At 61.4% G+C, this 25,436-nt stretch carries 29 protein-coding genes; 18 read left to right on the forward strand and 11 right to left on the reverse strand.

From position 1 onward, the window contains the following. Nucleotides 1-3: 3 nt before the first annotated feature. A complete protein-coding gene (locus LPB072_RS07645; RefSeq protein WP_157694172.1) occupies nt 4-1,239 on the forward strand; it encodes an efflux RND transporter periplasmic adaptor subunit in 1,236 nt (411 codons plus the stop codon). Between the two features lie 116 nt (nt 1,240-1,355). Next, the gene (locus tag LPB072_RS07650; RefSeq protein WP_066093724.1) at nt 1,356-2,234 is read left to right on the forward strand and encodes an NAD(P)-dependent oxidoreductase; all 879 of its coding nucleotides are present in this window, start codon (nt 1,356-1,358) and stop codon (nt 2,232-2,234) included. A 387-nt stretch (nt 2,235-2,621) separates the two neighbouring features. On the opposite strand, the gene LPB072_RS07655 is transcribed toward LPB072_RS07650, so the two are convergent. Next, nucleotides 2,622-4,046 (reverse strand): FAD-binding oxidoreductase, encoded by a 1,425-nt coding sequence (locus tag LPB072_RS07655; RefSeq protein ID WP_082877068.1) that lies wholly within the window; start codon nt 4,044-4,046, stop codon nt 2,622-2,624. A 152-nt stretch (nt 4,047-4,198) separates the two neighbouring features. On the opposite strand from LPB072_RS07655, the gene LPB072_RS07660 reads away from it, so the two are divergent. From LPB072_RS07660 to LPB072_RS07675, 4 genes are all read left to right on the forward strand, one after another. Beyond that, nucleotides 4,199-5,233 (forward strand): GlxA family transcriptional regulator, encoded by a 1,035-nt coding sequence (locus LPB072_RS07660; RefSeq protein ID WP_066093511.1) that lies wholly within the window; start codon nt 4,199-4,201, stop codon nt 5,231-5,233. A 300-nt stretch (nt 5,234-5,533) separates the two neighbouring features. Beyond that, nucleotides 5,534-5,953 carry a nuclear transport factor 2 family protein gene (locus tag LPB072_RS07665; RefSeq protein WP_096349106.1) on the forward strand — a complete coding sequence of 140 codons (420 nt, stop codon included), beginning with the start codon at nt 5,534-5,536 and terminating at the stop codon, nt 5,951-5,953. A gap of 230 nt (nt 5,954-6,183) precedes the next feature. Beyond that, nucleotides 6,184-6,585, forward strand: a complete 402-nt coding sequence (locus LPB072_RS07670) for a VOC family protein (RefSeq protein ID WP_066093517.1) — start codon at nt 6,184-6,186, stop codon at nt 6,583-6,585. 17 nt (nt 6,586-6,602) lie between these two features. Next, complete coding sequence (locus tag LPB072_RS07675) at nt 6,603-7,040, forward strand: hypothetical protein (protein ID WP_231943460.1); 438 nt, start codon at nt 6,603-6,605, stop codon at nt 7,038-7,040. Between the two features lie 173 nt (nt 7,041-7,213). Here the strand turns inward: LPB072_RS07675 and LPB072_RS07680 are convergent, their stop codons facing one another. The 7 genes from LPB072_RS07680 to LPB072_RS07710 all read right to left on the reverse strand — a co-directional run bounded on the left by LPB072_RS07680 (nt 7,214) and on the right by LPB072_RS07710 (nt 14,919). After that, the gene (locus tag LPB072_RS07680) at nt 7,214-8,908 is read right to left on the reverse strand and encodes a long-chain fatty acid--CoA ligase (RefSeq protein ID WP_066093520.1); all 1,695 of its coding nucleotides are present in this window, start codon (nt 8,906-8,908) and stop codon (nt 7,214-7,216) included. A gap of 116 nt (nt 8,909-9,024) precedes the next feature. Next, on the reverse strand, nt 9,025-10,347 hold the full coding sequence (locus LPB072_RS07685) for a TRAP transporter large permease (RefSeq protein WP_066092688.1): 1,323 nt from the start codon (nt 10,345-10,347) through the stop codon (nt 9,025-9,027). Next, entirely contained in the window at nt 10,344-10,937 is a 594-nt protein-coding gene (locus LPB072_RS07690; protein WP_083282185.1) for a TRAP transporter small permease subunit, read from the reverse strand. The genes LPB072_RS07685 and LPB072_RS07690 overlap by 4 nt, the downstream gene beginning before the upstream one ends. A 1-nt stretch (nt 10,938) precedes the next feature. After that, entirely contained in the window at nt 10,939-12,012 is a 1,074-nt protein-coding gene (locus LPB072_RS07695; RefSeq protein ID WP_066093736.1) for a C4-dicarboxylate TRAP transporter substrate-binding protein, read from the reverse strand. Between the two features lie 402 nt (nt 12,013-12,414). Beyond that, a complete protein-coding gene (locus LPB072_RS07700; RefSeq protein WP_157694173.1) occupies nt 12,415-12,969 on the reverse strand; it encodes an OsmC family protein in 555 nt (184 codons plus the stop codon). A 129-nt stretch (nt 12,970-13,098) separates the two neighbouring features. Further along, nucleotides 13,099-13,884 (reverse strand): SDR family NAD(P)-dependent oxidoreductase, encoded by a 786-nt coding sequence (locus LPB072_RS07705; protein ID WP_082877082.1) that lies wholly within the window; start codon nt 13,882-13,884, stop codon nt 13,099-13,101. A 9-nt stretch (nt 13,885-13,893) separates the two neighbouring features. Beyond that, nucleotides 13,894-14,919 carry a cyclase family protein gene (locus LPB072_RS07710; protein WP_231943461.1) on the reverse strand — a complete coding sequence of 342 codons (1,026 nt, stop codon included), beginning with the start codon at nt 14,917-14,919 and terminating at the stop codon, nt 13,894-13,896. A 148-nt stretch (nt 14,920-15,067) separates the two neighbouring features. Between LPB072_RS07710 and LPB072_RS07715 the strand changes: the two genes are divergently transcribed. Further along, nucleotides 15,068-16,000 (forward strand): LysR family transcriptional regulator, encoded by a 933-nt coding sequence (locus LPB072_RS07715; RefSeq protein WP_066093744.1) that lies wholly within the window; start codon nt 15,068-15,070, stop codon nt 15,998-16,000. A gap of 100 nt (nt 16,001-16,100) precedes the next feature. Here LPB072_RS07715 and LPB072_RS07720 read toward each other — a convergent pair whose 3' ends face one another. Both LPB072_RS07720 and LPB072_RS07725 read right to left on the reverse strand, forming a co-directional pair. Next, entirely contained in the window at nt 16,101-16,637 is a 537-nt protein-coding gene (locus tag LPB072_RS07720) for an SRPBCC family protein (RefSeq protein WP_066093747.1), read from the reverse strand. Continuing rightward, nucleotides 16,634-17,011, reverse strand: coding sequence for an ArsR/SmtB family transcription factor (locus tag LPB072_RS07725; RefSeq protein WP_066094743.1), 378 nt, complete (start codon nt 17,009-17,011; stop codon nt 16,634-16,636). The genes LPB072_RS07720 and LPB072_RS07725 overlap by 4 nt, the downstream gene beginning before the upstream one ends. Nucleotides 17,012-17,326: 315 nt before the next feature. Between LPB072_RS07725 and LPB072_RS07730 the strand changes: the two genes are divergently transcribed. The 6 genes from LPB072_RS07730 to LPB072_RS07750 all read left to right on the forward strand — a co-directional run bounded on the left by LPB072_RS07730 (nt 17,327) and on the right by LPB072_RS07750 (nt 20,950). Further along, nucleotides 17,327-17,842, forward strand: coding sequence for a DUF1697 domain-containing protein (locus tag LPB072_RS07730; protein ID WP_066093750.1), 516 nt, complete (start codon nt 17,327-17,329; stop codon nt 17,840-17,842). A 33-nt stretch (nt 17,843-17,875) separates the two neighbouring features. Next, the gene (locus LPB072_RS07735; protein ID WP_066093753.1) at nt 17,876-18,313 is read left to right on the forward strand and encodes a VOC family protein; all 438 of its coding nucleotides are present in this window, start codon (nt 17,876-17,878) and stop codon (nt 18,311-18,313) included. A gap of 150 nt (nt 18,314-18,463) precedes the next feature. Next, nucleotides 18,464-18,871 carry an SRPBCC family protein gene (locus tag LPB072_RS07740; RefSeq protein ID WP_066093757.1) on the forward strand — a complete coding sequence of 136 codons (408 nt, stop codon included), beginning with the start codon at nt 18,464-18,466 and terminating at the stop codon, nt 18,869-18,871. Nucleotides 18,872-18,917: 46 nt separating this feature from the next. After that, a complete protein-coding gene (locus LPB072_RS23385) occupies nt 18,918-19,091 on the forward strand; it encodes a hypothetical protein (protein WP_157559254.1) in 174 nt (57 codons plus the stop codon). After that, a complete protein-coding gene (locus LPB072_RS07745) occupies nt 19,088-19,591 on the forward strand; it encodes a hypothetical protein (RefSeq protein WP_066093760.1) in 504 nt (167 codons plus the stop codon). The genes LPB072_RS23385 and LPB072_RS07745 overlap by 4 nt, the downstream gene beginning before the upstream one ends. Before the next feature lie 261 nt (nt 19,592-19,852). After that, nucleotides 19,853-20,950: an ABC transporter substrate-binding protein gene (locus LPB072_RS07750; RefSeq protein ID WP_231943523.1), complete on the forward strand. Its 1,098-nt coding sequence runs from the start codon at nt 19,853-19,855 to the stop codon at nt 20,948-20,950. A 222-nt stretch (nt 20,951-21,172) separates the two neighbouring features. On the opposite strand, the gene LPB072_RS07755 is transcribed toward LPB072_RS07750, so the two are convergent. After that, nucleotides 21,173-22,363, reverse strand: a complete 1,191-nt coding sequence (locus LPB072_RS07755; protein ID WP_066094746.1) for an acyl-CoA dehydrogenase — start codon at nt 22,361-22,363, stop codon at nt 21,173-21,175. A gap of 110 nt (nt 22,364-22,473) precedes the next feature. Here LPB072_RS07755 and LPB072_RS07760 point away from each other — a divergent pair, with 110 nt between their 5' ends. The 5 genes from LPB072_RS07760 (at nt 22,474) to LPB072_RS07780 (ending at nt 25,426) form a co-directional block, all read left to right on the forward strand. After that, on the forward strand, nt 22,474-23,397 hold the full coding sequence (locus tag LPB072_RS07760; RefSeq protein ID WP_066093766.1) for a LysR family transcriptional regulator: 924 nt from the start codon (nt 22,474-22,476) through the stop codon (nt 23,395-23,397). Further along, entirely contained in the window at nt 23,394-23,945 is a 552-nt protein-coding gene (gene msrA / locus LPB072_RS07765) for a peptide-methionine (S)-S-oxide reductase MsrA (protein ID WP_066093769.1), read from the forward strand. Before LPB072_RS07760 ends, msrA begins: the two co-directional genes overlap by 4 nt. A 158-nt stretch (nt 23,946-24,103) precedes the next feature. Beyond that, nucleotides 24,104-24,535: a GNAT family N-acetyltransferase gene (locus LPB072_RS07770; protein ID WP_066093772.1), complete on the forward strand. Its 432-nt coding sequence runs from the start codon at nt 24,104-24,106 to the stop codon at nt 24,533-24,535. Nucleotide 24,536: 1 nt separating this feature from the next. Next, entirely contained in the window at nt 24,537-24,971 is a 435-nt protein-coding gene (locus LPB072_RS07775) for a gamma-glutamylcyclotransferase family protein (RefSeq protein WP_066093774.1), read from the forward strand. A 143-nt stretch (nt 24,972-25,114) separates the two neighbouring features. Next, a complete protein-coding gene (locus tag LPB072_RS07780; RefSeq protein ID WP_066093777.1) occupies nt 25,115-25,426 on the forward strand; it encodes a hypothetical protein in 312 nt (103 codons plus the stop codon). Nucleotides 25,427-25,436 lie beyond the last annotated feature (10 nt).

Raw genomic sequence — 25,436 nt, forward strand, 5'->3', positions numbered from 1 at the left:
ACGATGAACAAAATCAATATGAACAACCCGAGCAAATCCTGCCCCTGGGGCCGCTATCTGATCATCACCGCTGCGCTGCTGGCGCTGGTCGTTCTGGTGTGGTGGCTTTACCAGCCACGGCCCTTGGTGGTGGAAGTGGCTGCCGTAGGCGAAGGCCGCTTCGAACAGGTGATTGAAGAAGACGGTCAGTTGCGCCTCAAGAACCGCTATGTGATCGTCGCGCCGACCCAGGCCGAGCTGCAGCGGCCCACGCTCAAGGTGGGCGATACCGTGAACGCGGGCGACGTGGTGGCCGTGTTGCAACCGGCCTCACCGCAAATGATCGACGCGCGCACCCGCCAGATGCTGGTTGAGCGGGTGGGCAGTGCCAACGCCGTGCGACAGGCCGCAAGCGCCCAGGCGCAGCGCCTGCAGACCGCGCTGGCCCAGGCCGATCTCGAAGCCAGCCGCGCCAATCAACTGGCCAAAGAAAAATTCGTTTCAAGCTCTGCGCTCGACCAGGCCTTGTTGGCTCAACGCGCGGCCCGCCAGGCGCTCGCCGCCGGGAAAGCCGAGTTGGGCGCCGCCGAGTTCGCTCTGGCCGAGGCCCGTGCCGCGCTGTCGCGCTCCGAGCCCGCTGCCGATTCGAAGGCCACCGCTGGTTTGTGGTCGCTCAAAAGTCCGGTCAACGGGCGCGTGCTCAAGCTGCATCTGGAAAGCGCTGCCCCGGTCAACCCCGGCCAGGCGCTGGTGGAAATTGGCGATGTGGGTGCGCTGGAGGCCGTGATCGATGTGCTCTCCAGCGAAGTCATGGCGATCCAGCCTGGCGCCGTCGTGTCGCTGTCGGTTGGCGGCGGCGCCGCGCCTCTGGTCGGGCAGGTGGAGCGCATCGAGCCGGTGGCCTTCACCAAGGTGTCAGCGCTGGGGATCAACGAGCAACGCGTCAACGTGATCGTGGCCGTAGAAGGCGGCGCCACGGCCCTGCAAGGCCTGGGTGACGGTTTCAGGGTCGAGGCCCGCATCGTCACGAAAGCGCAAGACGACGCGCTGCTTGCCCCCAGCGCCGCGCTGGTGCGCGATGGCACCGCCTGGCGCGTGTTCGTGGTCGAAGGCGGGCGGGCGCAGGCGAGGGCGGTCACGCTCAAAGACCGCAACGCCGATCAGGCCTGGATTGAAAGCGGCCTGAAAGCAGGGGAGAGCGTGGTGCTGTACCCGGGCAGCATGGTGGGGGACGGGCAGGCGGTGAAGCTGGCGCGTTAAGGGGTGGCGAGGTAAAATTGGAAACCGGTTTCAATTGGCGACGCACTTGAGGTGCCCCAGTTGTGAACATCGCCACACGGTTCCGTTTTCATCCCATCTTTCCCCAGGAGTATCAAATGACACAGCCCACCATCGGGTTCATCGGCCTCGGCCAGATGGGCAGCAACATGGTCGAAAATCTGCAAAACAAGGGCTTCAAGCTGGTTGTGATGGGTCGCAACAAAGAAGCGGTCGCCGCCGTGTTGGCCCGAGGCGCTGTCGAAGCCCAATCACCCGCTGCGCTGGCTGCCGCCTGCGACATCATCATGCTGTGCGTCACGACTTCTGAAGTGGTGGAGTCGCTGGTTTACGGCGAAAACGGCATACTCGCCGGCATCAAGGCAGGCGCGGTGGTGATCGATTTCGGCACCTCCATCCCGGCCTCCACCCGCAAGATCGGCGCAGACCTCGCCGCCATTGGCGCCGGCATGATCGACGCGCCGCTGGGCCGCACGCCAGCCCACGCCAAAGAAGGCAAGTTGAACATCATGGCCGCCGGCGACAAAGCCACCTTCGACGAAGTCAAGCCCGTGCTCGACCAGCAAGGCGAAAACATCTTTTACATGGGCGCACTGGGCGCAGGCCACACCACCAAGCTGATCAACAACTTCATGGGCATGACCACCGTGTCCGCCATGTCGCAGGCGTTTGCCGTGGCCGAGCGCGCGGGCGTGGACCGCCAGCAGCTGTTCGACATCATGTCCACCGGCCCTTCCAATTCCCCCTTCATGGGCTTTTGCAAAAACTACGCCGTGGACGGCGTGAGCAACCTCGGCTTCTCCATCGCCAACGCCAACAAGGATCTCGGCTACTTCCTTGAAATGGTCAAAAACCTGGGCACCCGCGCCCAGATCGCCGAAGGCACCTCCGCCAACCTCCAGGCCGCTGTGGATGCGGGCATGGGCAATGGCAACGTGCCAGAGATCTTTGACTACTTTCTCAAGCTGAAGAACTGACTGAAGAAAACGGGGGAAGGCAGCGGTCCTTGCTGTTCTCGGCCCGGTGGATGGTCGGGTGAACAGGCAAGGACCGATGCCCATGTTGGATCAAGGCTCCAACGAAGCCGCTGTTCGCCATCGAGCTGGTGACGTTCGTCATCAAGCTTGCAGCCCTCGGCGTTCACGGATAAGGCGTCACCAGATCGTTGGCGTTGAAGGTGGTATTCCAGCTCTGCAAGACCTGTGCGACGGGTTCCGGGTCGAGGCCCACATCATCACGAAAGCGCAAGATAACGCGCTGGTTCGCGATGGCACCGCTCGGCGCGTGGACGCAGGTGAGGGAAGTCGGTGCTGTGACGCCGGAGCGGAGATTTGACCGCTGGAGCCTCAGTTGCCATGGGCCCGCTATTCGGGCTGGATGTTTTGATTGAAGCGAAACACATTGCCCGGATCGAAGCGCTTCTTGATTTGGGCCAGGCGGGTGTAATTTTTGCCAAACGCATCGCGGGTCAGTTCATCGCTGTCGGCATCCTGGCCGGCAAAATTGAGGTACAGACGCCCTTCGTGCGCGTGTTTTCGGGCCCTATTCCAGGCCGACCGTGTCCACCCTATGACCTTTTCGTCATCCGCCGCGTTGCGCCAGACGGAATCGAGCGAGTACATCCACCCGAATGAGCGGTCCCCGAAGGCGGTGGCGTCGGCCGGGATGGCCGCTGTCGCACCGCCAAAATTCCAGAACGAACTGAGGGAATGATCGGACGGCGATGCAGCGGCGTTTTCGATCGCTTCGTCAATGGCAAGGTCTGTCAGCTCCGTCATCAGATGGCTCTTCCAGTAACAACGGAAATCACCCGCTGGAAACAACGCATCGAACAGCTTCTGGACTTCGCAATAGGGCATCTGCCCTGAAAAATCGGCGACCATCGGGCCCAGTTCCCTGAGCGGTTGCAAAATGCGCTGCCCCTCGACCGCATCACCCGCATAAACAGCGGCCAGCGTGTAGCAACGTGTCCCCCAGAAGGCCTCTGGGTAGTCTGCGCTGGCGGCGACGGTAGAGAACTCGCAGATGGACCCGACCACATCGTTTTTGTCGGCGAGAAAGTCGCGCCAGAACTGGATCGGACCGGCACCCGCTGCCAAGGGGTAGATCGGTGCGGCGAACATCACTGCTGGGCCTACGGGATGCAGTTTGAATTCGAAACTCACGACCACGCCGAAGTTGCCGCCACCGCCCCGGATGGCCCAGAACAGGTCTGGGTTTTCCGACAGGCTGGCGCGAATCAAGGCGCCATCTGCCGTGACGATATCCACAGCCAGAAGGTTGTCGATACAGAGCCCGTGCGCGCTGCGCAACCAGCCAACGCCACCGCTTAGCGTCAGGCCCGCAACCCCAGTGTCGGAAACGAGCCCTCCGGGTGTTGCCAGCCCATGGGCTTGGGTCGCCGCGTCGACGTCGGCCCAAAGCGCGCCGCCCTGCACGGTCACGATTTTTGCACCGGGGTTCACTTTGACGTTGCGCATTTGCGAGAGATCGATCATCAGGGCGCTGTCACCCACCGCATGCCCCGCCACGTTGTGGGCACCGGCCCGAATCGAGACCGGCAGGCCATGTGCACCCGCGAACCTGACGGAGCCGATGACATCATCAATCGACCTGCAGCGGCTGATGGCCAACGGGCGGCGATCGATCATGGCGTTCCAGACCGAGCGTGCACCGTCATACGCTGCATCTTGTGGTGTCAACAGCTCACAGGACAAACCGGTCTTGAGCGCCGCCAATTCGAGCGCGAGCGCGCCCGCGATGGGTGCGTCTGGTGTTGCGTGGCTCATGATGTGGCTCCTGTGATGGGGACGGTGGCATCTTTGGGAAAGGCAATTCATACTAGGGTGGTAGGGGCGCGCTCGTAAGAGGCGGATGTGACAGGATCAAGGCATATCGGACACCAGCATTCAGGAAGTTGTATCAACAGAGCGCAATTCCGATGAATCCATCGCACACCCCGACCATCGTTTTACTGGCGGCGGAAAGCACCTCGCCATCCGTTCTGTATGGCTTGTTTGATGTGCTGTATTCCGTGGGTGCGGTGTTCCTGGACATGACCGTTGGCAAGCCGGGGCCCGAGTCCATGGAGGTAAAGATCGTTTCCAAGGACGGCCTGCCCTTCCGGTGCATTGGCGGCATCGCGGTCGAGCCCCATGCCGCCATCTTCGATATTCGCAACGCGGACGCGGTGGTGGTCTGCGACATGTACAACCCCATTGACCTGGCGCCGATCGGCCAATATCCGGAATTCACCACATGGCTGCAGGTCATGCACAAGCAGGGCGCGCTCATCAGCTCGGTGTGTTCCGGCACGCTGGTGCTGGCGGAAGCCGGGCTGCTGAATGGGCGCGAAGCTGCGGCACACTGGGCCTACGGCGAGCTTTTCGCAGAGCACTATCCGGACATCCGAATGCGCAAAGACAGCGTGCTTTGCCTGAGCGAGGTCGACGACAGAATCGTCACCGCTGGCGGTGTCACCTCGTGGCAGGATTTGGCGTTGTACCTGATTGCGCGTTTTTGTGGCCATCGGCAGGCCTGCGAAACAGCCAAAGTCCATTTGCTCGCTGGGCACGAAGACGGGCAACTGCCCTTCGCGGCCATGAACCGCCGGGTGGGCGCCGAAGACAAGGTGGTTTCGCAGTGTCAATCCTGGATAGCGGACAACTACGCCTTGCCCAACCCGGTTCGGGTCATGGCCGAACGCGCCGGATTGAATACCCGTACGTTGTCGCGCCGATTTCAAGCTGCAACAGGCCATTCACCGATTGGTTATGTGCAGGGTCTTCGGGTCGAAGAGGCCAAGCGCATGCTTGAGGATGACGTGGCCTCTATCGACGACGTCGGTGTGGCCGTTGGCTACGATGATCCTGCGTCTTTTCGTCGCCTGTTCCGTCGGAAGACCGGTCTCTCTCCGGCGGCATACCGCAAAAAATTTGCGTGCATCCGGTCGTTTGACAGGGCGCCGCCGCGTTAAGGATGGGGTTCAATATTTCGCCTGAAGGAATCGGGGCATGACTTTGCTTCGCACCGTTTTCAGAATGATGGTTCTCTGGTTCTAAGCGGCTCAGCGAGGCAGAGGTGGCAGAGTTTTGGGATCGGCACTGAGGGTTGGGTCTGCCTTTTTGCCTCCCACATCCCGATCGATGTCACAGGCCAAAACGCGCAAGGACTCCCCTTGTCGCGTGATGAGCCATGCAGGGTTTTTCGAGATGCTTTTGGTCACCTATCCATACACTGACACTTTGTGCCGAGACTTGATGTACGGATGTTCGCCATGACGCAAACGACTGTTCCAGAGGTGACCGCAGAGGTATTGCAGGCCTTTGCCGATGCGTGGAACCGCCATGACGTTGATGCGCTCATGTCGTTCATGCCCGACGACTGTGTTTTTGAATCTTCCGCGGGCTCGGAGGTGTGCGGATCTCGTTACGTTGGCACGGCCGCTGTGCGAGCGGGCTACGCCGAGGTCTGGGCCACTTTTCCCGATGCCCACTGGGGCAATGCGCGCCATTTTGTCCAGGGTGACCGGGGCGTTTCGGAGTGGACGTTCACGGGAACTCGGGCGGACGGCACGCGCGTCGAAGTGCATGGCTGCGATCTGTTTACCTTTCGGGATGGCAAGATTTTCTTGAAGAACTCCTGCCGCAAGATCCGCCCGCCGTTGGCGGGTTCGGACACGGGTTCACACCAGTGATGCTCAAGCGCTGGGGCAAGACCCCATACTTTCCTCCAGAGTTCGGTTCCTTCAGCGGCGCTTAGTCACCCATGGCTCCCGCGGTGGTGGCACCCTGAGGTATCTTCGACCGCGCGGCGCAAGACCGGCCGCCTGTTAGTCGATCAAGCCAACTGGCCATCCATTGCTCAGGCAGCTGGCGAAGCTTCGCACCTCACTTTGAACCCAACAACTCAGGAGACATTCAGAACATGTTCAATCACATCATGGTCGGAACCAGCGATATCGAGGCATCCAAGCGGTTTTACGACGCCTTGCTCGCGGTGCTCGGTGTTGGCGAGCCGATGCGAAGCGTGGCGGGTAGCGGCCATGTCCGGTATTTCTACCGCCACGAAGGCGGTACGTTTGGCATCAGCGAGCCCATCAACGGCGAAGCCGCCTGTGGCGCCAATGGCGGCACCATCGGCTTCAAGTGCACCTCGCCCGAGCAGGTGACGGCGTTTCATGACGTGGGTGTGGCGAATGGCGGTACGTCCATCGAAGAGGCCCCGGGGTTGCGCGAGGGTGCCATGGGCGCGCTGTACCTGTCGTATGTGCGCGATCCGGACGGCAACAAGCTGTGCGCGCTGTTCCGGCCTCAAACGGTCGGCTGAGCCTGCGGGAGGCTCTGGTGAGGCCAGTTGCAGGATCGCACGCCCTGCGCTTCGCCAGCTTTGTTCGACGCAGCGGCCGCCGAACGCTCCTGATCGCCGCGAGCCTCGTTGTGCTGACCGCAGCCGACCAGACGCAAGCGCAATCGGCCGGCCTGGGCCGGGTTCGCACCCTTGAAACTCCGGGCTTCACGGTTCACATCGAGGTCACATGCGCCGAAGGCGAGGTCACTTGCGACCGCGTGTTCTACCGAGCCGAAAGCAGGCGAACAAAACAGGTCCTGACGCTCAGGGGATCGACCCGCCACAGCTTGTGTGCGGACGGAATCACACCTTGCCGCTTTCTCGGATACACGTTCGAGAACGGTGCCGTGACCTGCTTCGTCAGCGATGCCGGTGAACTCTTGGTGCGGGAGGGTACACAGGTCTTGGTGGAGGAGTCGGGCGAATGGCAATAGCGATGGGCTGCGCTGTGCCCCCGTCGCGCAAACCCGGATGAGCGCGCAACCAACCGGTTCGGAAAAGCGGCAACCCCTGTGGTCGTGCGGCCCGGCATCGGATGGTTCACATCATTTGTGATTCGGGCAGCGTTGACCATCACTTGGGTCACGGGCCGGACCCTGCCGACGGGTCACTGTTGCTGGTCTTCCTTTTGTTGCAAGAGGCGCCACATCACTTTTCCGCTGCCACTCTTGGGCAGTGCCTCGATGAACTGCACCTGACGAGGCACCTTGTAGGCGGCCATGTTCTGGCGGCACCAGGCAAGGATCTCTTCGGGCGACGTGTCATTGTGGGTGGGGCGCAAGACCAGCACGGCTTTGACCGATTCGCCGCGGTAGGCATCGCGGGTTGAAATCACACAAGCCTCCTGTATGGCCGGATGCTTGAACAACATCAATTCAATCTCCGCTGGCCACACTTTGAAGCCACTGGCGTTGATCATGCGTTTCAGGCGGTCCGTGATGAAGAAGTAACCCTCGTCATCGATGCGGGCCATGTCTCCGGAGCGAAAGAAGCGCTTGCCATCCAGTTCCACGAAGGCCGACTCGGTGTCGTCCCGACGCTTCCAGTAGCCCTGGAATACCTGGGGGCCGTGGATGACGATCTCGCCCGATTGCCCGGGAGCCAATGCCTGAAGCGTTTCCGGGTCTACCACCCGAGCATCTGCACTCAGGAATGGGATGCCCAGGCACTGCTGCTTGGCGTGTGCCGGTGGGTTGGCATGAGACGGGCCAGCCGTTTCGGTCAACCCGTAGGCCTCCTGGTAGGAGAGGTTGAACTCTTCCAGCAGCCGCTGCGCCACCGCTTGCGGCATGGCCGCACCACCTCCGGCGATGCAGCGCAAGCTCGACAAGTCGTAGCGCTTGAAGTGGGGGCTCGCCAACAGGTCGATGATCATGGTCGGAATGTTGATCCAGCTCGTGACCTTCCATCGGGATATCAGGTGCCCCCCCACATCGCGGTCCCAGCGTGGCATGACGACCATCGTCGCACCTGCTGCGATCGCCGCATGCAAGACGGCAACTATGCCTGTGATGTGAAACATGGGAACCACCGCCAGCGCAATGGTTTCAACTGTCATGCCAAACCAAAGATTGCTGGCCAGGGCGTTGTGCATCACGCTGGAATGGTGGTGGACGCACCCCTTGGGCAGGCCGGTCGTTCCGCTGGTGTAGGGCAGCAGTGCAACGTCGTTTGCGCCAACCACGTGCTCGGGCGGCGGCATGTCGAGGGCCAGCAAGTGGGCCCATTTGTGTACATCGCCGCCCTCGAGCGTGGGCAGCGGGTGGACCTTGAGCAACCAGTCACGCCAGGCAAGGGCCATGGATGGTGTCTCCCGGGTCGCAGGATCAAGGCAGTCGGTGAACGGGCTGACAACAAGGTGTTTCAGCCGCTCGGTCGGCGGCAAAGCGTTGCTGGCCGTGGCCAGCTCTCTCGCGAGGTCGCCGGTCGTGATGGCGATTTTTGCCTCCGAATCAGCGATGTAGTGTTTCAGTTCTGCAGCCAGGTTCATCGGGTTGACGGGAACCACCACCGCGTTGGCGCGCAGGATGGCCAGGTGCGCGATCACCAGTTGCGGGGTGTTTTGCATGTCCACCAGCACGTGATCGCCGCGCTTCACGCCCAGGTCGCTCAGTGCACCGGCCAGGGCATCCACTTGCTGTCCGAGTTCGCGGTAGGTGGTCGATCGATCAAAAAAAACCATCGCCGGCTTCTCGGGCCAGCGTCGAACCGAAATCGCGAGGTTGTCCCAAAGTGACGTCGCGGGAACCCCAATGGCATGCGGAAGCCGATCGGGCCAGAAAGCTTGGTGTGTGGGTTGCATGGGCGGTATCGGGTCGTTGCCGGGTTGCGCCGCGGCTTTCTCGCGGTCAGCGCATGGGGGTGCTTGCCTTTGAGCGCGTCAGGCAGGCACTTGTCGGTTCGTGGGTGGGCGGGTCGTCATTTCAGCAGCACCAGGCTGATCTGGGGAAAGGCCATCAGCAGCAGCAGCACCGCCAGCATGGTCAGCGTGAACGGCGCGGTACCGCGGAAGATGTCGCCCAGCCGGATATCCAGCGTATTGCCCAGCGTGCTCTTGATCACGTAGGCACTGAGCCCAAAGGGCGGCGTGAGCAGCCCGATCTCCACGGCCACCACGGTGATCACCCCGAACCAGATCAGGTTCAGGTCGAACTGCTGCGCCATCGGCAGCATCAGCGGCAGCACGATCAGCAGGATCGAGGTGGAGTCGATCACGGTGCCCAGCAAGATGATGATGAGCACATAGATCAGCATGAACGCCACCACGCCCAGACCCGCCATCGACATCCACTCCAGCATCGCCTGCGGTGTGCCGCTCATGGCCAGCATGCGGGTGTAGATGTTGGCGCAGATGATGAGAAAGCTCACCGACACCGTGACATGGCCGGTCTCGGTCAACACGCCCCAGAAGCTGCGCAGCGTGAGCTTGCGTTTGAGCACCGCAATCAACAGCGCCACCAGGGCCCCCACCGCGCCGGCCTCGGTGGCGGTGAAGAAGCCGGCGTAGATGCCGCCGAGGATGGACGCGATCAGCACCACGATGGGCACGAACTTGGCCGCCATCTCGCTCAGCGGCATCAGCTCGCCGGTGTCCACATCTTGTGGTTTGCCGTCGAGAAACACCATGGTCGGCCGCAAATAGGCCATGCCGATGATGACCACCGCAAACGCCACCGCCAGGATCAGCCCGGGCAGGATGCCGGCCGTGAACAGGTCGCCCACCGACTGGTCCGACAGAAAGCCGTAAAGGATCATCAGCAGACTGGGCGGGATCAGCATGCCCAGCACCGAAGAGCCCGCCACCACGCCGACGGCGAAGCGCGGCTGGTAGCCAAAGCGCAGCATCTGCGGCACGGCCACGCGGGAGAACACGGCGGCCGATGCGATGGAGATGCCGGTGATGGCCGCGAAGATGGCGTTGGCGGCGACCGTGGCCACCCCCAGGCCGCCGCGGATGCGCCGGAACGCCTGGTTGGCGACCTCGAACGCATCCTTGCCGATGTCGGCATAGGCCACCAGAAACCCGGTCAGTACAAACAGGGGAACGACACCGAAGATGTGGCTGGCAATGGAGTCGCTGGCCGCCTGGGCGAGCAGGCTGGCGGCGATTTCGGGGTCGCCGCGCATCAGCCACACGCCGATGAAACTGAGCAGGCCCAGGGTGATGGCCACGTGAAGGCCACCGTAGATGAAGATCAGCATGAGGGCCAGGGAGCCCAGGGCAATGGTGACGTTGCTCACGGTGTCACCGCCTTTCCACGCGAGCGCATGCGGCGCAGGTCTGTCCAGGCCAGCAGCAGGAAACACAGGGCCGTGACCGACAGGCCCAGCAGCATGATCAGCCGTATCGGCCAGACGGGGGCCTGGAAGTCACCGATGGCGCCCACGTATTCGCGGATGCGGATCGAGTCCATCAGCGGTTCCCAGCTCGCGCTCAGGATGATGAGCATGAGCACCATGCCCACCAGGTGGTAGAGCGCGTGCAGGGCATCGGCGAGCGCAGGCCGGGTGCGCTTGAGCCGGTCGAGCAGGATGTCGGCGCGGGTGAAGCGCCCGGTGCGCAGCGTGTCGCCGAGCTGCAGAAAAACGATGCCGACGATGGAGAGCGAGACCAGCTCGGTCACGCCGCGTACCGGCGCGTCCAGCAGGTTGCGCCCGAACACGTCCAGGTTGATCAGCACCATCAGCGCCAGAATCCAGATCGTGCCCAGTGCGTTCATGCCGCTGACCAGGTGGTGCAGGCCAAAGGGCAGTGGCCCGCCGTAGGAGTCGGACGCAGCCGCCCTTGCGGCGGGTGTGGCTTCACCCTGCCGTTGTTCGGAGGGGGTCAATTTATTTGCTCCAGTCGCGTGGGACCGCTGTACCCCCTTTGATCAAGCCGCTCATGTACCCGTTGAGAACCTGGTCGGCGGGCAAGCCTTTGCTTTGCATATCGGCGGCCCATATTTTGGCCACCGGTGACAGTGTGTCGGCCCAGCGCTTGCGCTCGGATTCGGGGAATTCGCTGATTTTGGCGCCGGCTGCTGCCATGGCCTCGAATCGGTTGGCGACCAGGGCCGCCTGTGCCTTGGGGTATTCAATGTCGTACTTTTTCCCGGCTTCGATGATGGCGGTCTGAACTTCGGGTGGAAGTTTGTCGAAGCGGCGCTTGTTGATCGCAACGCCTCCGCCGAACTGAGCGCCAAAGTTCACCTTGGTCACATAGGGTGCGACTTCGTGAAACTTCAAGCCCCAGGCTGCCGTGGCAAACAGCACCGCACCGTCGGAAACGCCGGACTTGACGTCTTCGTAGTAGGTGTTGAGCGATCCCGCCACACCCACCGCACCGGTGCCTTTGACCCAGTTGGCTGCCGGGCCGGGTGCACTGATCTTCTTGCCGATGAGGTCTTCGTATTTGGTGATCGGAAACGTGGACCAGATGTGATACGAGTCCAGCGACACGCCAGCCAGGTACTTCAGCCCGTTCTTGTTCCAGGCATCACCCATGGCCGGCACGGTCGTCTGCAGGCCGGTGATGGTGCTGCTGACCAGGTCGATGCGGTCCGAGCCGAATGGCGTGTAGTAAGAGATGCTCTGGAGCGGGAACCGCGCCGCTTCGAAAACCGTGCCGACAATCCCCAGATCGACGACGCCATCGGACATGCCTTTGGATTCGTTGCCGAGCTTCACCAGCGTACCGCCCCAGGCCTTGGTCCATTCAATTTTGTACTTGTTCCCGTTGGCTGCGAGCCGCTTGTCGACTTCGGGAATGAAAACCTCGTCCAGCGCCCTGACCCACAGGAAGACCAGCGGATGACCGGCGGCGACCGTGAGCTTGATGGTTTGCTGGGCGTTTGCCGGCGAGCTGGCGAAGGCCAGCAGCAGTGAAGCAGCGAGGGTGGCAGGGCGGAAGTTGCGGTGGATCATGTGTGTCTCCTAGGGTATGTGAATACGTTCTTGGTTAGAGATATGAGGCGTTGTCCCCGATATGCATTTCAGCGCCAGAGCCCTGCTGCATGGGGGGTTCAAGGTGAGGTGCCACCGCATGCTCCATTGCGCGTTTGCCGATCCGGGCGGGTTGATTGATGCAGGCAATGGCCGGTGCCATCGGCTTCCGAAGTCTGTTTGAGGCGGCGGGTGTGCGCTTACCTGTCTGCGTCTGTGCAGTCTCCCTACCGTACCGCACTGGTTCGGCAGTGCACCGCTTAATTCAGGCGCCGGTGCTGTGCGCACCGGGCGACCGCATGCCGACATGCCATCCCCCTCATCGGGCCAGACCTTCGGTCTGGACGACAACGTGTTTTTCATGTTCGCCATGCCGTACAAGATTTAGCGGGGGGTCACATCGCATTCAACCCAGCTTTCGCCGTACCACAGGCGGTGCAGTGGAGGTTCGCGCAGGGTCGCCTCTGCAAAGCAGGCCTGGGCGGCGGTGCTGATCAGGTGCTGCTGCGCTTCCAGGGTGGCGTCCGTGTCCAGATGAATATCGATCTGCATGTGCCCTGGCAAAGCGACATACGGTTTGGTGCCATTGCGCTGCAGTGTCCAGTCCATCCCGGCGTTCGCCTTGAGTGCACGGATCTCAACGCCGCAGGCGCGGGCAAAGTTTCTTACCTGGGTCATGAAGCACGTGAGGATGCCGGTCGCAAAAATCGACAAAGGCTTGGGTGCGGTTTCGTCTCCGCCATGGAACGGCGCCTCATCGCTGGCCAGGTCCCAGGTGCGCAGGCGAAGAGGCTCCACCATGCCTGTTTGAACTTCGTTGCGCCGCTTTCCCACTGCGACCGCGGTGAGTTCGAATCGGACGGGCACGGTGCCGGTCATCGTGGAGCCTTGTGCGGTGTTGTCGTAAGGGGCTGCAGGCGGATTTTTCTCTGTGTTCATGGGGGTTCCAGACAGGGTTTCGAAACTGGCGGCAGGGGGCTGCACATCTGTGCGGATCTCCGGGTGCCCGGGTATCCATTCGCCCATGGGCGTGCCCCTCGCTTTCAGGCCGTTGTTGCGTGGGTTCGCTCAGTACATGACCAGGCCTGCGGTGACGTTGATGTCCTGGCCAGTCATGTGGTGTGAGAGATCGGATGCGAGAAACAAGGCCAGGCCAGCCACGTCTTCGGCCCCGACCAGCGATTTCAAAGGCGACAGGCCCTGAATCGCCTGCTTGAACTGATCGACCGTGATGCCGCGCTGGTCGGCCTGGCCCTTCATGATTTCGTCCAGACGCTCTCCGGCAACAGCGCCCGGGCAGATGCAATTGACGCGTATGTTGTGCGGCCCAAGCTCTTCGGCGGCTGTGCGCGTCAGTCCTATCATTCCCATTTTTGCCGTGGCATAGCCAATGCGGTGCGCCAGCGGTCGTTTGCCCGTGGCCGATCCGATGTTGATCACCGATCCCTTGCGGTTCGCTCTCATGCCCGGAACGACGGCTTGCAGGCAGAGGAAGGTGCTGGTGAGGTTGCCGGCCAGCGTGTCGTTCCATTCCGTCACTGAGGTGTCTTCAATGGCCTTGGTCGGACCCGCAACGCCAACGTTGTTGATCAGCACATCGATTCGACCGTAACGGACCAGCGCCGTGTCGACCAGGTGTGCAACGTCGCCGGGCTCGGTCACATTGAGGGCCAGGCCCATGACATCACATTGCTCGCGCTTGAGCTCTTCTTCCAGCGATTGAAGAGGCCCTGGTCGGCGCGCGCAAAACACCACCCTGGCCCCGCTGCGTGCAAACTGCCGCACCAGCTCCTGGCCAATCCCCCGACTGGCGCCTGTGATCAGAACAACTTTTCCTTCCAGATTGATACCCATCCCGGCCTCCTATTTGACTGCCTGAGGATTGATGGGGGAGCCCACGGCGCCGGTGATCGGCAGGGTGGGCGCCACGAAAAGGAACTCGTACACACCATCTGCCGCGCAGTCCTTGGCGAGCTCCTCCAGGTAAAAGATTTCACCCATGGTGATGCCCATCATGGGAATCACCATCATGTGCCAGGGCTGAAAGGTGTAGTTGGATTCGTTCGGAATCACTTCGCAGCCCCAGGTGTCGGTGGCGATGGCGGCCACTTCCCTGGCATGCAGCCATTCTGCGGTTTCAAAACGCATGCCCGGTGAGGCGCCACCGGCGTAGCCGCCCCAGTCGGCTTCTGCCAGACATTGCTCCATGAAGCCGGTGCGACAGATGAGGAAGTCCCCGCGACGCACTTCCACGCCTTGCGCTCTCGCACATCCGTCCAGATCGTCATTGGAGATGCCATATCCGGGCGCCAGATAGTCGGCGCCCTTGTAGCGGGCGATGTCGAGCAACACACCGCGCCCGACCATGCTGCTTTTGGTGTGCTCAATGCCGTTCTTGGCCGCGCCAAGCGAGTCAACCAGCTTCGCGTCATAGCCGTTCCACATCTTGTCGCCATAGAACACGTGGCCCAGTCCGTCCCACTGGGTGCCGCACTGCAATGGCATGGAGACCATGTCGTCTGCGTAGCCACCGCCCTTGTGACCTTGCTGGCCAGTGGCGGCATCGGACCCCGTGGCCAGCATGGTGTGAATGGGATTGAACCGCATGCCCCAGCCGCCGGCGTTCTGCGGGCCGTTCTGGTCGAAAGGCAGTGCCAGTGAAAAAGTTTTGCCGTGCCTGACCAGTGCCGAAGCGCGAACGATGTCTTGCGGGGTCACGAAGTTGAGCGTGCCGATCTCGTCGTCCGGCCCCCAGCGATTCCAGTTGGAGACTTTGCGTGCGGTGTCCTCCATGACTTCTGCATCGACGTAGGGCTTCAGTGGCGCACTGGGATGCATCTTCAATGGGCTTCGGCCCTCGATTTTTTTCATTCGTTCGCGTGCTGCCATGGCTTGTGTCTCCTTGTTGGTTGATTCGACCCTGTGGCATTTCGAGCGCCGTGTGCGTTCAGGTCTTGCCGGGTTGAGCACCAATTTAGCGAAAATACATTCATGCAACAATCGTCATTCTTTTGATAAAAGCAATGCTTAAATTGGTATGAATCACGAGCTAAGGTCATGGCGGTTCCTGGTCAAGGTCGCCGAAGTGGGGAGCGTGACACGTGCCGCCGAGCAACTGCACATGACCCAACCCGCGTTGAGTCGCCACCTGCAACAGCTGGAGGAGAGCACCGGCGTCGAGTTGCTGATGCGCCATGGACGCGGCGTGCGGCTGACGCCTGCCGGCGAACACTTCCGAAACGTGGCAGAAGAAATTCTGGAGCGCATGACCACCCTCAGCGACGAGCTAAGCGCCCGGGCAAGTGAACCCACTGGTGAGTTCGCTGTGGGCTTGCCCATGTCATGGGCCGGCTTGGTGACCGCGGAATTGGTGCCGCGATTTCTGCGCGCGTTTCCCAAGGTGAAACTGCGGATCATGGAGGGCGCGACACCCGATTTGCGACGCGCGCTGAACGCGCGCCAACTGCAGATGGCGGTGATACTCGACACCGAGCAAGATGCGGGCGTGAAGCTCGAAAGCCTTGTCGACGAAGGCGTCTATCTGGTGGGCAACAAGTCGGCCGGTATCCCCGCCGGAAAGCGGGCCAACTTTCGCATGCTGGCCGGTCAACCCCTGATCCAGCTTCCGCATGAAACGCACCTGCGTGTGCAGGTTGAGAAAGCGCTGGAAAAGCTGCGCATCACCGGCGACACCCTGATTGAGATCAACTCCCTCAATCTGCTGGGTTTCGTCGAGAAGGGCCTGGGCATAGCCGTGTTGCCGACCAGCGCAGTCGAGAGTTATGTGCGCAAGCACGACCTCTCCTACACCTTGATGCGGGATCTCACTTTTTCGTGGTGTGTTGCGACCTTGAGGTCTCGGCCACGAACCGCCGCAATGAACGAGTTCGAGACCGTGCTCAAGCAGTTGCTTGGCGATATCGTTGGCCGTGGTCTCTGGCCTTCGGCCCGGTGCACCTGGGCCAGGTAGGGCTATCGTCTGCGCCGATCTGGACCGGTTCCCGGTTCACCCAGTGGTGGGGGCGGTCTTTCGAAAAGGCCATGACCGACCCCGTTTCACGCTGGGCATTTCAGGATGGAAGGCGTTCTTCGTAAGCTTGTTTGAGTCGTGCCCAACCTTCCCAGAACGGGGCCTTTTCGCGCCCGGTTATCGAGGCCACGAGCAGGTGCAGGTGCATGTGCCAGCCGGCGCTGACCATGAGTGTGGTGTGGCGGTCGGGCAGGCGGCGATGGGTCATGGTGAGCAACACCCCATCATTGCCTTGGGCCCGGAGTTCGAACGACACGTCACCGCTGCCTTGCCAGGTGAAGGTGAGCTTGTGGGGCGGATCAAGCTCGGTGATGTGGCATCGCATGCGCTGTTCCGCGGGGAAGCCTTCGGGCCGCTGGCTTGGGGTAAGGGACAGCTCGTCGTTGCGCCAGGTGAGTTCAAAGGGCGCACCGGTTTTGAGATCCATCTCACCTGCGGCCAGCCATTGGCGACGCAGGTCATTCTCGGTCAGGTAGGCCCACACGCGCTCGATCGGTCCAGGCAGCAGGCGCTGGATTGTGAGGGTGGCGGGCTCGGACATTTCGCCGTAGCTCTCGGGGGCAATGCGTTCGGTCATGGGGTGTCTCCTGAAGTCAATGGGGTCACGGAAGAGGCAAGGGGCGGGCGTTCGGCCTGAAGCAGCCCGTCGAGCACATCAAGCCGGACGGTCCAGAAGGCTTCGTAATAGCGCAGCCATTGGTTGGCGCTGGCCAGTGGGCCGGGGTTGAGGCGGCAAATGTGCGTTCGTCCGCGCACCTCGCGGCGAATCAAGCCAGCGTTTTCCAGTGCCTTGACGTGCTTGGAGGCAGCGGCCAGCGAGATGGCAAATGGGGCGGCCAGTTCGCCCACGGTGCGCGCTGTCTGGGCCAGGTCGCGAAGCATCTGCCGGCGCGTGGCGTCGCCCAGCGCATGGAACACGGCGTCGAGTTCGGGGGTATTTGATTCAACCATCTGGTTGAATATATTGATGGCTGTATCGAAAGTCAACCCAATGGTTGAATGATGTACGGGGAGCGGTGGCGAGCGGTTGCCATTGTCTGTTTCCGCCATGGCTGTGTTGCGGCCATTGACGGGTCTAAAGCCCAGGAGATGGAAACGGTTTCAGGCCCAGCCGATGATCGATCCATCCTGCTCTGTCCAGTTGATTCCTCAGAACTTGCGGGATACATTGCCTGAGCGATTGCGGTCCGGGCGTTGACCCGCCACCGACCTCAAACGCTCACCACCACCTTCAACAGCCCATTCACACCACACCACACTTGCGCCATGGCCCGATACGCAGCCTTCCTTCGCGGAGTCAGCCCCATGAACGCCAGGATGCCGGCGCTCAGGCATTGTTTCGAGAAAGCGGGTTTCACCGAGGTGCGCACCTTGTTGTCCAGTGGCAATCTGGTCTTCAACGCCAGGGCCCAGTCCCTTGCCGGCTTGCAGCGCCGTGCTGAAGAAGCCATGCAATCGGAACTCGGTCGGACCTTCAGCGTGTTTGTGCGACCCACGGAGCACCTCCAGCACCTCATCGAGCCCAACCCGTTTCTGGCGTTCGACCTTGAACCGATGGCCAAGCCGGTGGTCACCTTCCTTGGCAGCTTTGCTGATCCAGGCTTTGACCTGCCGATCGAGAGCGAAGGCGCGAGCATCTTGAAGCTGACCGAATCGGAGGTTTTGTCGGCTTACGTACCCAACCCCAAGGGCCCCCTATTTATGAACCTGCTCGAACGCTGCTTTGGCAAAAACATCACCACACGCACGCTGGAAACCGTTCGGAAATGTGCGTGGGCGTAGGCGCGTGGCCCGCAAGCTCAACAGGACTCAAACATGACCGAATACAGAACGCCGTCTGACATCCATCCCTGCCTGACCTACGCCAATGCGCCCGAGGCGATCGGGTGGCTGTGTCGCGCCTTTGGCTTTGTCAGGTGTTTGGTGGTGCCGGGCGACAACGGAACCATTCGCCACTCGGAGCTACGGCTGGGCACGGGCGTCGTCATGGTGAGTTCTCCGCGGCCGGGCAGAGCGCCGCCGAGCACATCAGGGGCCAACTGTGCAACCTTGAGCGTGTATGTGGCCGATCCCGACAAACATCTGGCCGTGGCCACCGCAGCGGGGGCGAAAATCACGCAGCCCCTGTGCGATGAGGCATACGGCGCGCGAGGGTATTCGGCCTGTGACCTTGAAGGCCACAACTGGTATTTCGGCAACTACCGCCCTGGCGCTCACTGGGAAAATCCTGACGAAGAAAGCGCTTGTGGCTAGGGGGGTGTTGCCATGCAAGGTGGCGAATCGCGTGGTGCGTGGTCCGAAGTCGATTTCCGCCTCTGCTGATCGTCGTACAGAAGTCGACGAGATGGTCTGTCTCGCCGAATATCGGCACTCCCGCCCAACCTGCCCAACCGAATCGATCCCATGAAAATCTCTGTTGAATCCACGGTCAATGCGCCCATCGAAAACGTCTGGCGCGCTTACACAACCCCCGAAGACATCAAGCAGTGGAACGCTGCATCCGATGACTGGCACACCACCCGGGCCACGGTCGATTTGCGTGCTGGCGGCGCGTTCACATCGCGCATGGAGGCGAAAGATGGCAGCTTCGGTTTTGACTTCGCTGGCACGTACATCAGGGTCGTGCCGAACGAGTTGATCGAATATGCCTTCGGCGACCGGGCCGGCGCGGTCGAGTTCAGAGCGGGTTCAAAAGGTGTCACCGTGCGCGTCACGTTTGATGCAGAAACCGAAAATCCGGTGGAGCAACAACGGCAAGGATGGCAGGCGATTCTGAACAATTTTGCCAAGCACGTTGAAGCGCACGCGTAGTCGCCGAACCGGCCCGGCCATTTCAACTGTCATGCGCCTGTCACCCATGAAATCAAACGTTCAGGCGCTTTCAGAACACGAGCACATGAGGTTTGTAAGCCAGGCCGACTTCGTGATGGCGCTGTACGAAATCAGCGCCCACGGTGTGCCGTTGCTGGCGGTCTCCCCATGGCTGTGGGCTCGGGGCGGGGCAGTCATCTGCATGGGTAAGGCCAGATGAGTCTCCTGCTCGCATTGGCAGTGGTTTCCCTGTTGGTATCTGCTTCGCTGTTTGTCGCGATGCGGTGCCGGCTGGGCTTGTTGAAGCCGGGCATTGTTCTGCTCCAGTTCACATTCACCGAAGGCGCATTTCGCCGGGTGCTCGAACGTTGGGGCCAGGATGGCGTGAGGCGATTCAGTTCCCATTTCCCGCTCGACTACGGCTTCCTGACCGCCTATGCCGTCTTCGGCGCCAGTCTCGGCACCTGGGTCTCCGGCAACGCTGTGCCTGGCATGGCCAGCGCCGCCTTGTTGCCCTGGTTGCTGCCGGGTGCCGCAGTGTTTGATGCCGTTGAGAACCAGTTCCACCAGCGGCATGTGGACGCAGTCCCAGGCAGTTTGCCGCGCGCGTGTTTCCTGGCCGCTGGCTTGGCCGCATCGGCGAAGTGGTTGCTGATTCTCGCGTTCTGGCCTTGCGCGGCACTGGTCTGGGCCGCACCACACTGGGGTGCATTGGGTTAACACGGCGGCGTGTGTACCGAGTGTGCCTTCGCCGGTGTTGACCACGTTCAGGTTCACCGGCTGACGGACCCTGCCGAACCCTTTGCTGGCGCCACCGCTGTCGTGCCGGGTGTCGCCAGCTGACGCCTTGTGCTCATTGGCACACCCGCACTGCCGGTAGACCTTTTGTTCGATTTAGTTTTTAATAATAACTAAATACATCGAAACAACGAGACAAAGGTTTTCAAAATGAATTGCAGATGGTTTCTTGTGTGCTTGCTGATGTGGGTTGCGGCAGCGCAGGCTGGCGATCAAGGCGTCACCCCGTCCGAAATCAGACTGGGCTCCTCGCAGGTTTTGTCGGGCCCGTTGGGGCCGCAGACGGTTCAGTACGGCGAAGGTGCCCGATTGTTGTTTGACTCGGTGAATGCGGCCGGCGGCATTCACGGTCGCAAGATCACGTTCACCAGTCTCGACGACGGTTTTGATCCGAAACGAGCCGAGGAAAACACGCGCAAACTGCTGAATGAACAGAAGGTGTTCATGATGTTCAACAGCACAGGGACCGCACAGACTGCCGCCGTCCTGCCGCTGTTGAAAGAGGCCAGAACCATCCTCTTTGGCCCTGTGACAGGGGCGTCGGGTTTGCGTGAGAACTTCAACCCATACGTGTTCCACGTTCGGGCCAGTTACGCCATCGAATCGGCTCACATGCTCTCTCAGCTCAAGCGAATCGGCGTCAAGCGTGTGGCAATCTTTTATCCGGATGACGGTTTGGGCAAGGCCCTGCTGGCGGAAGTCAGAAAGGCGTCGGAGGCTGAAGGGCTGCCGCTGGTGGCAGAGGTCAAGGCCGACGCCGCCTCGCCAGACATGGCGGCGGCGGCAGCTGCCATTGCCGAGGCCAAGCCTCAGGCGGTCATTGTGGGAACCGCAGGATTGACGTTCACGAATTTCATCAAGGCGGTGCAGGACACCAACAGCCACCCGGTGTTCTACGGATTTTCGGTCGCCAGTCTCGACCTCATCAAACGCGAACTCAATGACAAGGCGAGGGGAATCGTTCTTGCCCAAATCATGCCGTCGCTGCGCAACACGACGATTCCCGTGGTGGTTGAATACCTCAAGTTGTTGAAAGCCAGGTCGCCCAAGGCGGTACCCTCGGCTTCGCAATTCGAAGGTTTTGTTCACGCCCGGCTGCTCGTCGAAGGCCTCAGGCGAACGGGGCGGGACCTGTCCACCGATTCATTCATTCAGACCATGGAAAATGCCAGGGAAATTGCCTTCGGCCGTTTCACGGCACAGTATTCGCCTCAGTCGCACAACGGCTCCAGCTATGTCGAGCTGGCGATCATTGATGCCCGGGGGCGTTTGCGTTACTGAACCGGCCAGCCGGGCCGGCGTTCCGGTGACTCGGGGAGCAGGGGCCTGTTTCCGGCTTTCCGCAAAGCCCGAGTGGCGGGACAGTCCGGGGCCGGGTTTCACCACCGGCCATCGAGCGCGGTTGAGGTTCTCAGGTTGCGCTGTGCTTCAAAGGCCGATTGGGCCTGTCAATCAAGAAGGGCTGCCCATGGCAGCCCTTCTTGTCCGCGGTCGCAAGACCGTTCAGTTCGAAAACGCCGCAATGCCCGTGATTGCCCGGCCCAGAATCAGCGCGTGCACATCGTGCGTGCCTTCGTAGGTGTTGACCACTTCGAGGTTCACCAGATGGCGCGCCACGCCGAACTCGTCGCTGATGCCGTTGCCGCCCATCATGTCGCGCGCCATGCGGGCGATGTCCAGCGACTTGCCGCAGCTGTTGCGCTTCAGGATGCTGGTGATCTCGACGGCGGCGGTGCCTTCGTCTTTCATGCGGCCCAGGCGCAGGCAGCCCTGCAGGCCCAGGCTGATTTCGGTCAGCATGTCGGCCAGCTTCTTCTGGATCAGCTGGTTGGCGGCGAGAGGGCGGCCGAATTGCTGGCGGTCCATCACGTATTGGCGGGCGCGGAAGTAGCAGTCTTCAGCGGCACCCAACGCACCCCAGGCGATGCCGTAGCGCGCGCTGTTGAGGCAGGTGAACGGGCCCTTGAGGCCGCGCACATCGGGGAAGGCGTTTTCTTCGGGGCAGAACACTTCGTCCATCACGATTTCGCCGGTGATGGAGGCGCGCAGGCCGACTTTGCTGTGGATGGCGGGAGCGCTCAGCCCCTTGGCGCCTTTGTCCAGAATGAAGCCGCGGATCTGGCCGCCTTCGTCTTTGGCCCAGACCACGAACACGTCAGCGATCGGGCTGTTGGTGATCCACATCTTGGCGCCAGAGAGGCTGTAGCCGCCATCCACCTTCTTGGCGCGGGTGACCATGGAGCCGGGGTCGGAGCCGTGGTTGGGTTCGGTCAGGCCGAAGCAGCCGATCCACTCGCCGGTGGCGAGCTTGGGCAGGTATTTCTGCTTCTGCGCTTCCGAGCCAAATTCGTTGATCGGCACCATGACCAGCGAACTCTGCACGCTCATCATCGAGCGGTAGCCCGAGTCCACACGCTCCACTTCGCGCGCCACCAGGCCGTAACACACGTAGTTCAGGCCGCTGCCGCCGTATTGCTCAGGAATCGTCGGGCCAAGCAGGCCGAGTTCGCCCATCTCGCGAAAGATGGCCACATCGGTCTTCTCGTTGCGGAAGGCGTCGGTCACACGGGGCAACAGCTTTTCCTGGCAATAGACGCGGGCGGCGTCCTGCACCTGGCGCTCGTCGTCGGTGAGCTGGGCGCTGAGGTGAAAGGGGTCTTCCCAGCTGAAGCTGGCTTTGGATGAACTGGCCATGTGCGGTGTCTCCGACAGAGTGTTTGAAGAAAAATCTGCAGCCATTGTCGGGTTTTCATGAATAGCTGTCTAATATTGATTGCCGATGCATCAATACAAAATTTGAATCTATGGAATTCCGCCACCTGCGCTGTTTCACCATCCTGGCCGAAGAGCTGCACTTCGGCCGCGCCGCCCAGCGCCTCGCCATGACGCAACCACCGCTGTCGCTCAACATCCAGCAGCTGGAGGCTTCGGTGGGCGCGCGGCTGTTTGAGCGCAACAGCCGGGGCGTGAGCCTCACGGCAGCGGGGGAGGCCTTTTTGCCCAAAGCCGTTGCCTTGCTGGAGCAGGCGGCTCAGGCCGCGCGCGAGGCCCGCGATGTGGGTGAGGGGCTGGCGGGGCAGTTGCAGATCGGTTTTGCCGGCACCGTGCTGTACCGGGGCCTGCCGCAGATGCTGCGCGACTTTGCTGCCGCCCATCCGCGCTTGCGGCTGGTGTTGCGCGAGCTCAGCTCGGCCGAGCAACTGGCCGATCTGGTGCGCGACCGGCTCGACCTGGGCTTTGTGCACACCACCCGCGTACCTGCCGGCTTCTCCCAGATTTTGGTGTCGAGCCAGCCGTTTGTCGCCTGCTTGCCTGCGAACCATGCCAGGGCGAAAAGCAAAACGCTGACGCTGGAGAGCCTGCGCGACGATCCCTTTGCCATCGTGATGCGCGCCGTCTCACCCGATTACCACGACCGCATTCTCGCGGCCTGCGCCGATGTAGGCTTCGAACCCGCGCTGGGTTACGAGCTGCGCCATTGGCTCAGCGTGGTGTCGGTGATCGCGCAGGGGCTGGGCGTGGGGCTGGTGCCGGCCGCCTTGCAGCAAGCGGGCTTGCCTGGCGTGGTCTTTGTGCCGCTGGCGCGTCCGCTCCTGCCTTACGACACCCATTGCCTGTGGCGCACCGAGCGCGACCAGTCGGCGCTGGGGGCATTTCTGGCCACGGTGCGGGGTGCGGCCAAACCGGTGCACCATAGCGCCCTGACTTTCAAAGGAGAAAAACCATGAGCGAATCAACCAACAACAACACGCAAACCCTTGTTCTGGGTGGTGGCTGCTTCTGGTGCACCGAAAGCGTTTACAAAAACGTCAAAGGCGTGACCGATGTCGAATCGGGCTACAGCAATGGCCAGGAAACCGCGCCGAGCTACGAAATGGTGTGCACCGGGCGCACGGGCTGCAACGAAGTGGTGAAACTCGAATACGACCCGGCCCAGATCAGCACCCGCGAGATCCTGGAAATCTTCTTCGTGGTGCACGACGCCACCACGCTCAACCGGCAGGGCAACGACACCGGCACCCAATACCGCAGCGGCATTTACTTCACCAGCCCAGAGCAACAGCAAACCGCCCAGGCGCTGATCGACGAGCTCACCCAAGACGACGCCTTTGGCGCGCCCATCGTCACCGAGCTGTTGCCGCTGGCGCACTACTTCCCCGCCGAGGAATACCACCAGGACTTCTTCGAGCGCAACCCGAATCAGGGCTACTGCATGGCCGTGGCCGCGCCCAAGGTGGCGAAATTTCGCAAGACGTTTGCGCGGTTGGCGAAGTGATAAGTGGCGTGGTGTTTTCTTGGGCCTCTTGAACTTGCTTGAGCCTACGAAAAGCGCGCGCTTCATGTCGGGGCGTTTGATGTGGACGTGATGAATTGAATGCTCGTTGAACCGTATGCCTGGCTTGCGTCGGGTTTTCATCATCTGAGGAGGCATGCTTGGAAACAACTTGGTCAAACACGCTCGACGGCGTCGACTGGAGCGAGCTTGAAGCGCTCTACAGAGCCGCGCCGCTTGGGAACAAGAACGCTGCCGATCTCAAGACGGTCTTCACCAACAGCCGCTTTTGCTGTTTCGCCCTGGAGGGCGATCGAATAATTGGTGCGGGAAGGGTCCTCGCCGACGGTGTCGATTGCGCTTACCTTTGCGACGTGGCGGTATTGCCTCAGTTCCAGGGCACTGGCCTCGGCAAAGCGATTGTCAAACGGTTGGTGGCGTCTGCTGAGGGACACAAGAAAATCATTCTTTATGCTGTGCCGGGCAAAGAGCCGTTCTATCGAAAGTTCGGATTCAGGCGCATGTTGACCGCGATGGCGATTTTCGAGAGCGCAGGGCAGGCGGTCGAACGCGGTTACGTGGAAGACGCTTGATATGCAATTTCTCATTTTCGTTTACGGAACCCTGAAAGAGGGTTTCCCCAACTTTCATTTCAACCCCGGCCGCCGCGTGCCCGGCACATACCGAACGCGGCATCCGCTGCCGTTCTACGTCGTACAGCTGCGCGATGAAGACCGCGCACCGTGGCTGGTGAACAAACCGGGGCAGGGTGTTCAGGTGTCGGGCCAGGTTTTCGAGGTGGATGCGCCTACCTTGCAATCGATGGACGTGTTCGAAGAGGTCGGCTTGCCCACCGGTTATGTGCGCGTGGCCGTGGAGCTGGAAGCGGTCGACGAAGCGGGCGCGGTGCTGCACGCCCATGTGTACATGAAAGAAGAACACCAGATGGTCGAGTGCCTGGCCATCGAAGGGCCGTTTGCGGAGTACACGGCCGAACTCGCGGTGGGCTATCGGTTGGAGCAGGCATAGATTCCAGGGATTGACTGCGGCATGATAAATGCGTTGGTCCAGGCATCCCCCTTTCGGGGTACCGTTTGATGGCGCGCACTCCGGGACCCTGCCATTGACTTCTACCCTACAAGCGCTCACTCAGGAACCATGAAAGGTCACACATGGAAACCGTCTATCTGCCGTTGCAAATCGCGCCGGCCAATCTGAACCAGCCGATCTTGCCCAACTGGTCGTTCAACCTGTTCAACGTGAACATGGGCGCTTCGACCCATGCCGCGATCGAGCAAGAGGCTCTGCAAACCGTGGGCAGCTACGGCAAGCAGATGGGCCACCTGGCGGAGGCGCTGGAGGTGATCATTGGCAAGCTCCACCTGCTGGAGAGCAAGGAGCTTTCGCTGTCCGAAAAGGACGCACTGCGCATCTTTCTCGGTGATGTGGCTGCGGTTCGCAAGATCAAGGATTCACACGGGTGAGACGGCCTTC

This window comes from Hydrogenophaga crassostreae (assembly GCF_001761385.1).
In the GTDB taxonomy this organism is placed as follows: Bacteria; Pseudomonadota; Gammaproteobacteria; order Burkholderiales; family Burkholderiaceae_C; genus Hydrogenophaga; species Hydrogenophaga crassostreae.

Bases quoted from the DNA above. Each gene is read 5' to 3' on its own strand.
- LPB072_RS07645 (WP_157694172.1), top strand. From the start codon at position 4: ATGAACAAAATCAATATGAACAACCCGAGCAAATCCTGCCCCTGGGGC.
- LPB072_RS07650 (WP_066093724.1), top strand. From the start codon at position 1,356: ATGACACAGCCCACCATCGGGTTCATCGGCCTCGGCCAGATGGGCAGC.
- LPB072_RS07655 (WP_082877068.1), bottom strand. From the start codon at position 4,046: ATGAGCCACGCAACACCAGACGCACCCATCGCGGGCGCGCTCGCGCTC.
- LPB072_RS07660 (WP_066093511.1), top strand. From the start codon at position 4,199: ATGAATCCATCGCACACCCCGACCATCGTTTTACTGGCGGCGGAAAGC.
- LPB072_RS07665 (WP_096349106.1), top strand. From the start codon at position 5,534: ATGACGCAAACGACTGTTCCAGAGGTGACCGCAGAGGTATTGCAGGCC.
- LPB072_RS07670 (WP_066093517.1), top strand. From the start codon at position 6,184: ATGTTCAATCACATCATGGTCGGAACCAGCGATATCGAGGCATCCAAG.
- LPB072_RS07680 (WP_066093520.1), bottom strand. From the start codon at position 8,908: ATGCAACCCACACACCAAGCTTTCTGGCCCGATCGGCTTCCGCATGCC.
- LPB072_RS07695 (WP_066093736.1), bottom strand. From the start codon at position 12,012: ATGATCCACCGCAACTTCCGCCCTGCCACCCTCGCTGCTTCACTGCTG.
- LPB072_RS07700 (WP_157694173.1), bottom strand. From the start codon at position 12,969: ATGAACACAGAGAAAAATCCGCCTGCAGCCCCTTACGACAACACCGCA.
- LPB072_RS07705 (WP_082877082.1), bottom strand. From the start codon at position 13,884: ATGGGTATCAATCTGGAAGGAAAAGTTGTTCTGATCACAGGCGCCAGT.
- LPB072_RS07710 (WP_231943461.1), bottom strand. From the start codon at position 14,919: ATGGCAGCACGCGAACGAATGAAAAAAATCGAGGGCCGAAGCCCATTG.
- LPB072_RS07715 (WP_066093744.1), top strand. From the start codon at position 15,068: ATGAATCACGAGCTAAGGTCATGGCGGTTCCTGGTCAAGGTCGCCGAA.
- LPB072_RS07720 (WP_066093747.1), bottom strand. From the start codon at position 16,637: ATGACCGAACGCATTGCCCCCGAGAGCTACGGCGAAATGTCCGAGCCC.
- LPB072_RS07725 (WP_066094743.1), bottom strand. From the start codon at position 17,011: ATGGTTGAATCAAATACCCCCGAACTCGACGCCGTGTTCCATGCGCTG.
- LPB072_RS07730 (WP_066093750.1), top strand. From the start codon at position 17,327: ATGGCCCGATACGCAGCCTTCCTTCGCGGAGTCAGCCCCATGAACGCC.
- LPB072_RS07735 (WP_066093753.1), top strand. From the start codon at position 17,876: ATGACCGAATACAGAACGCCGTCTGACATCCATCCCTGCCTGACCTAC.
- LPB072_RS07740 (WP_066093757.1), top strand. From the start codon at position 18,464: ATGAAAATCTCTGTTGAATCCACGGTCAATGCGCCCATCGAAAACGTC.
- LPB072_RS23385 (WP_157559254.1), top strand. From the start codon at position 18,918: ATGAAATCAAACGTTCAGGCGCTTTCAGAACACGAGCACATGAGGTTT.
- LPB072_RS07745 (WP_066093760.1), top strand. From the start codon at position 19,088: ATGAGTCTCCTGCTCGCATTGGCAGTGGTTTCCCTGTTGGTATCTGCT.
- LPB072_RS07750 (WP_231943523.1), top strand. From the start codon at position 19,853: ATGTGGGTTGCGGCAGCGCAGGCTGGCGATCAAGGCGTCACCCCGTCC.
- LPB072_RS07755 (WP_066094746.1), bottom strand. From the start codon at position 22,363: ATGGCCAGTTCATCCAAAGCCAGCTTCAGCTGGGAAGACCCCTTTCAC.
- LPB072_RS07760 (WP_066093766.1), top strand. From the start codon at position 22,474: ATGGAATTCCGCCACCTGCGCTGTTTCACCATCCTGGCCGAAGAGCTG.
- msrA (WP_066093769.1), top strand. From the start codon at position 23,394: ATGAGCGAATCAACCAACAACAACACGCAAACCCTTGTTCTGGGTGGT.
- LPB072_RS07775 (WP_066093774.1), top strand. From the start codon at position 24,537: ATGCAATTTCTCATTTTCGTTTACGGAACCCTGAAAGAGGGTTTCCCC.
- LPB072_RS07780 (WP_066093777.1), top strand. From the start codon at position 25,115: ATGGAAACCGTCTATCTGCCGTTGCAAATCGCGCCGGCCAATCTGAAC.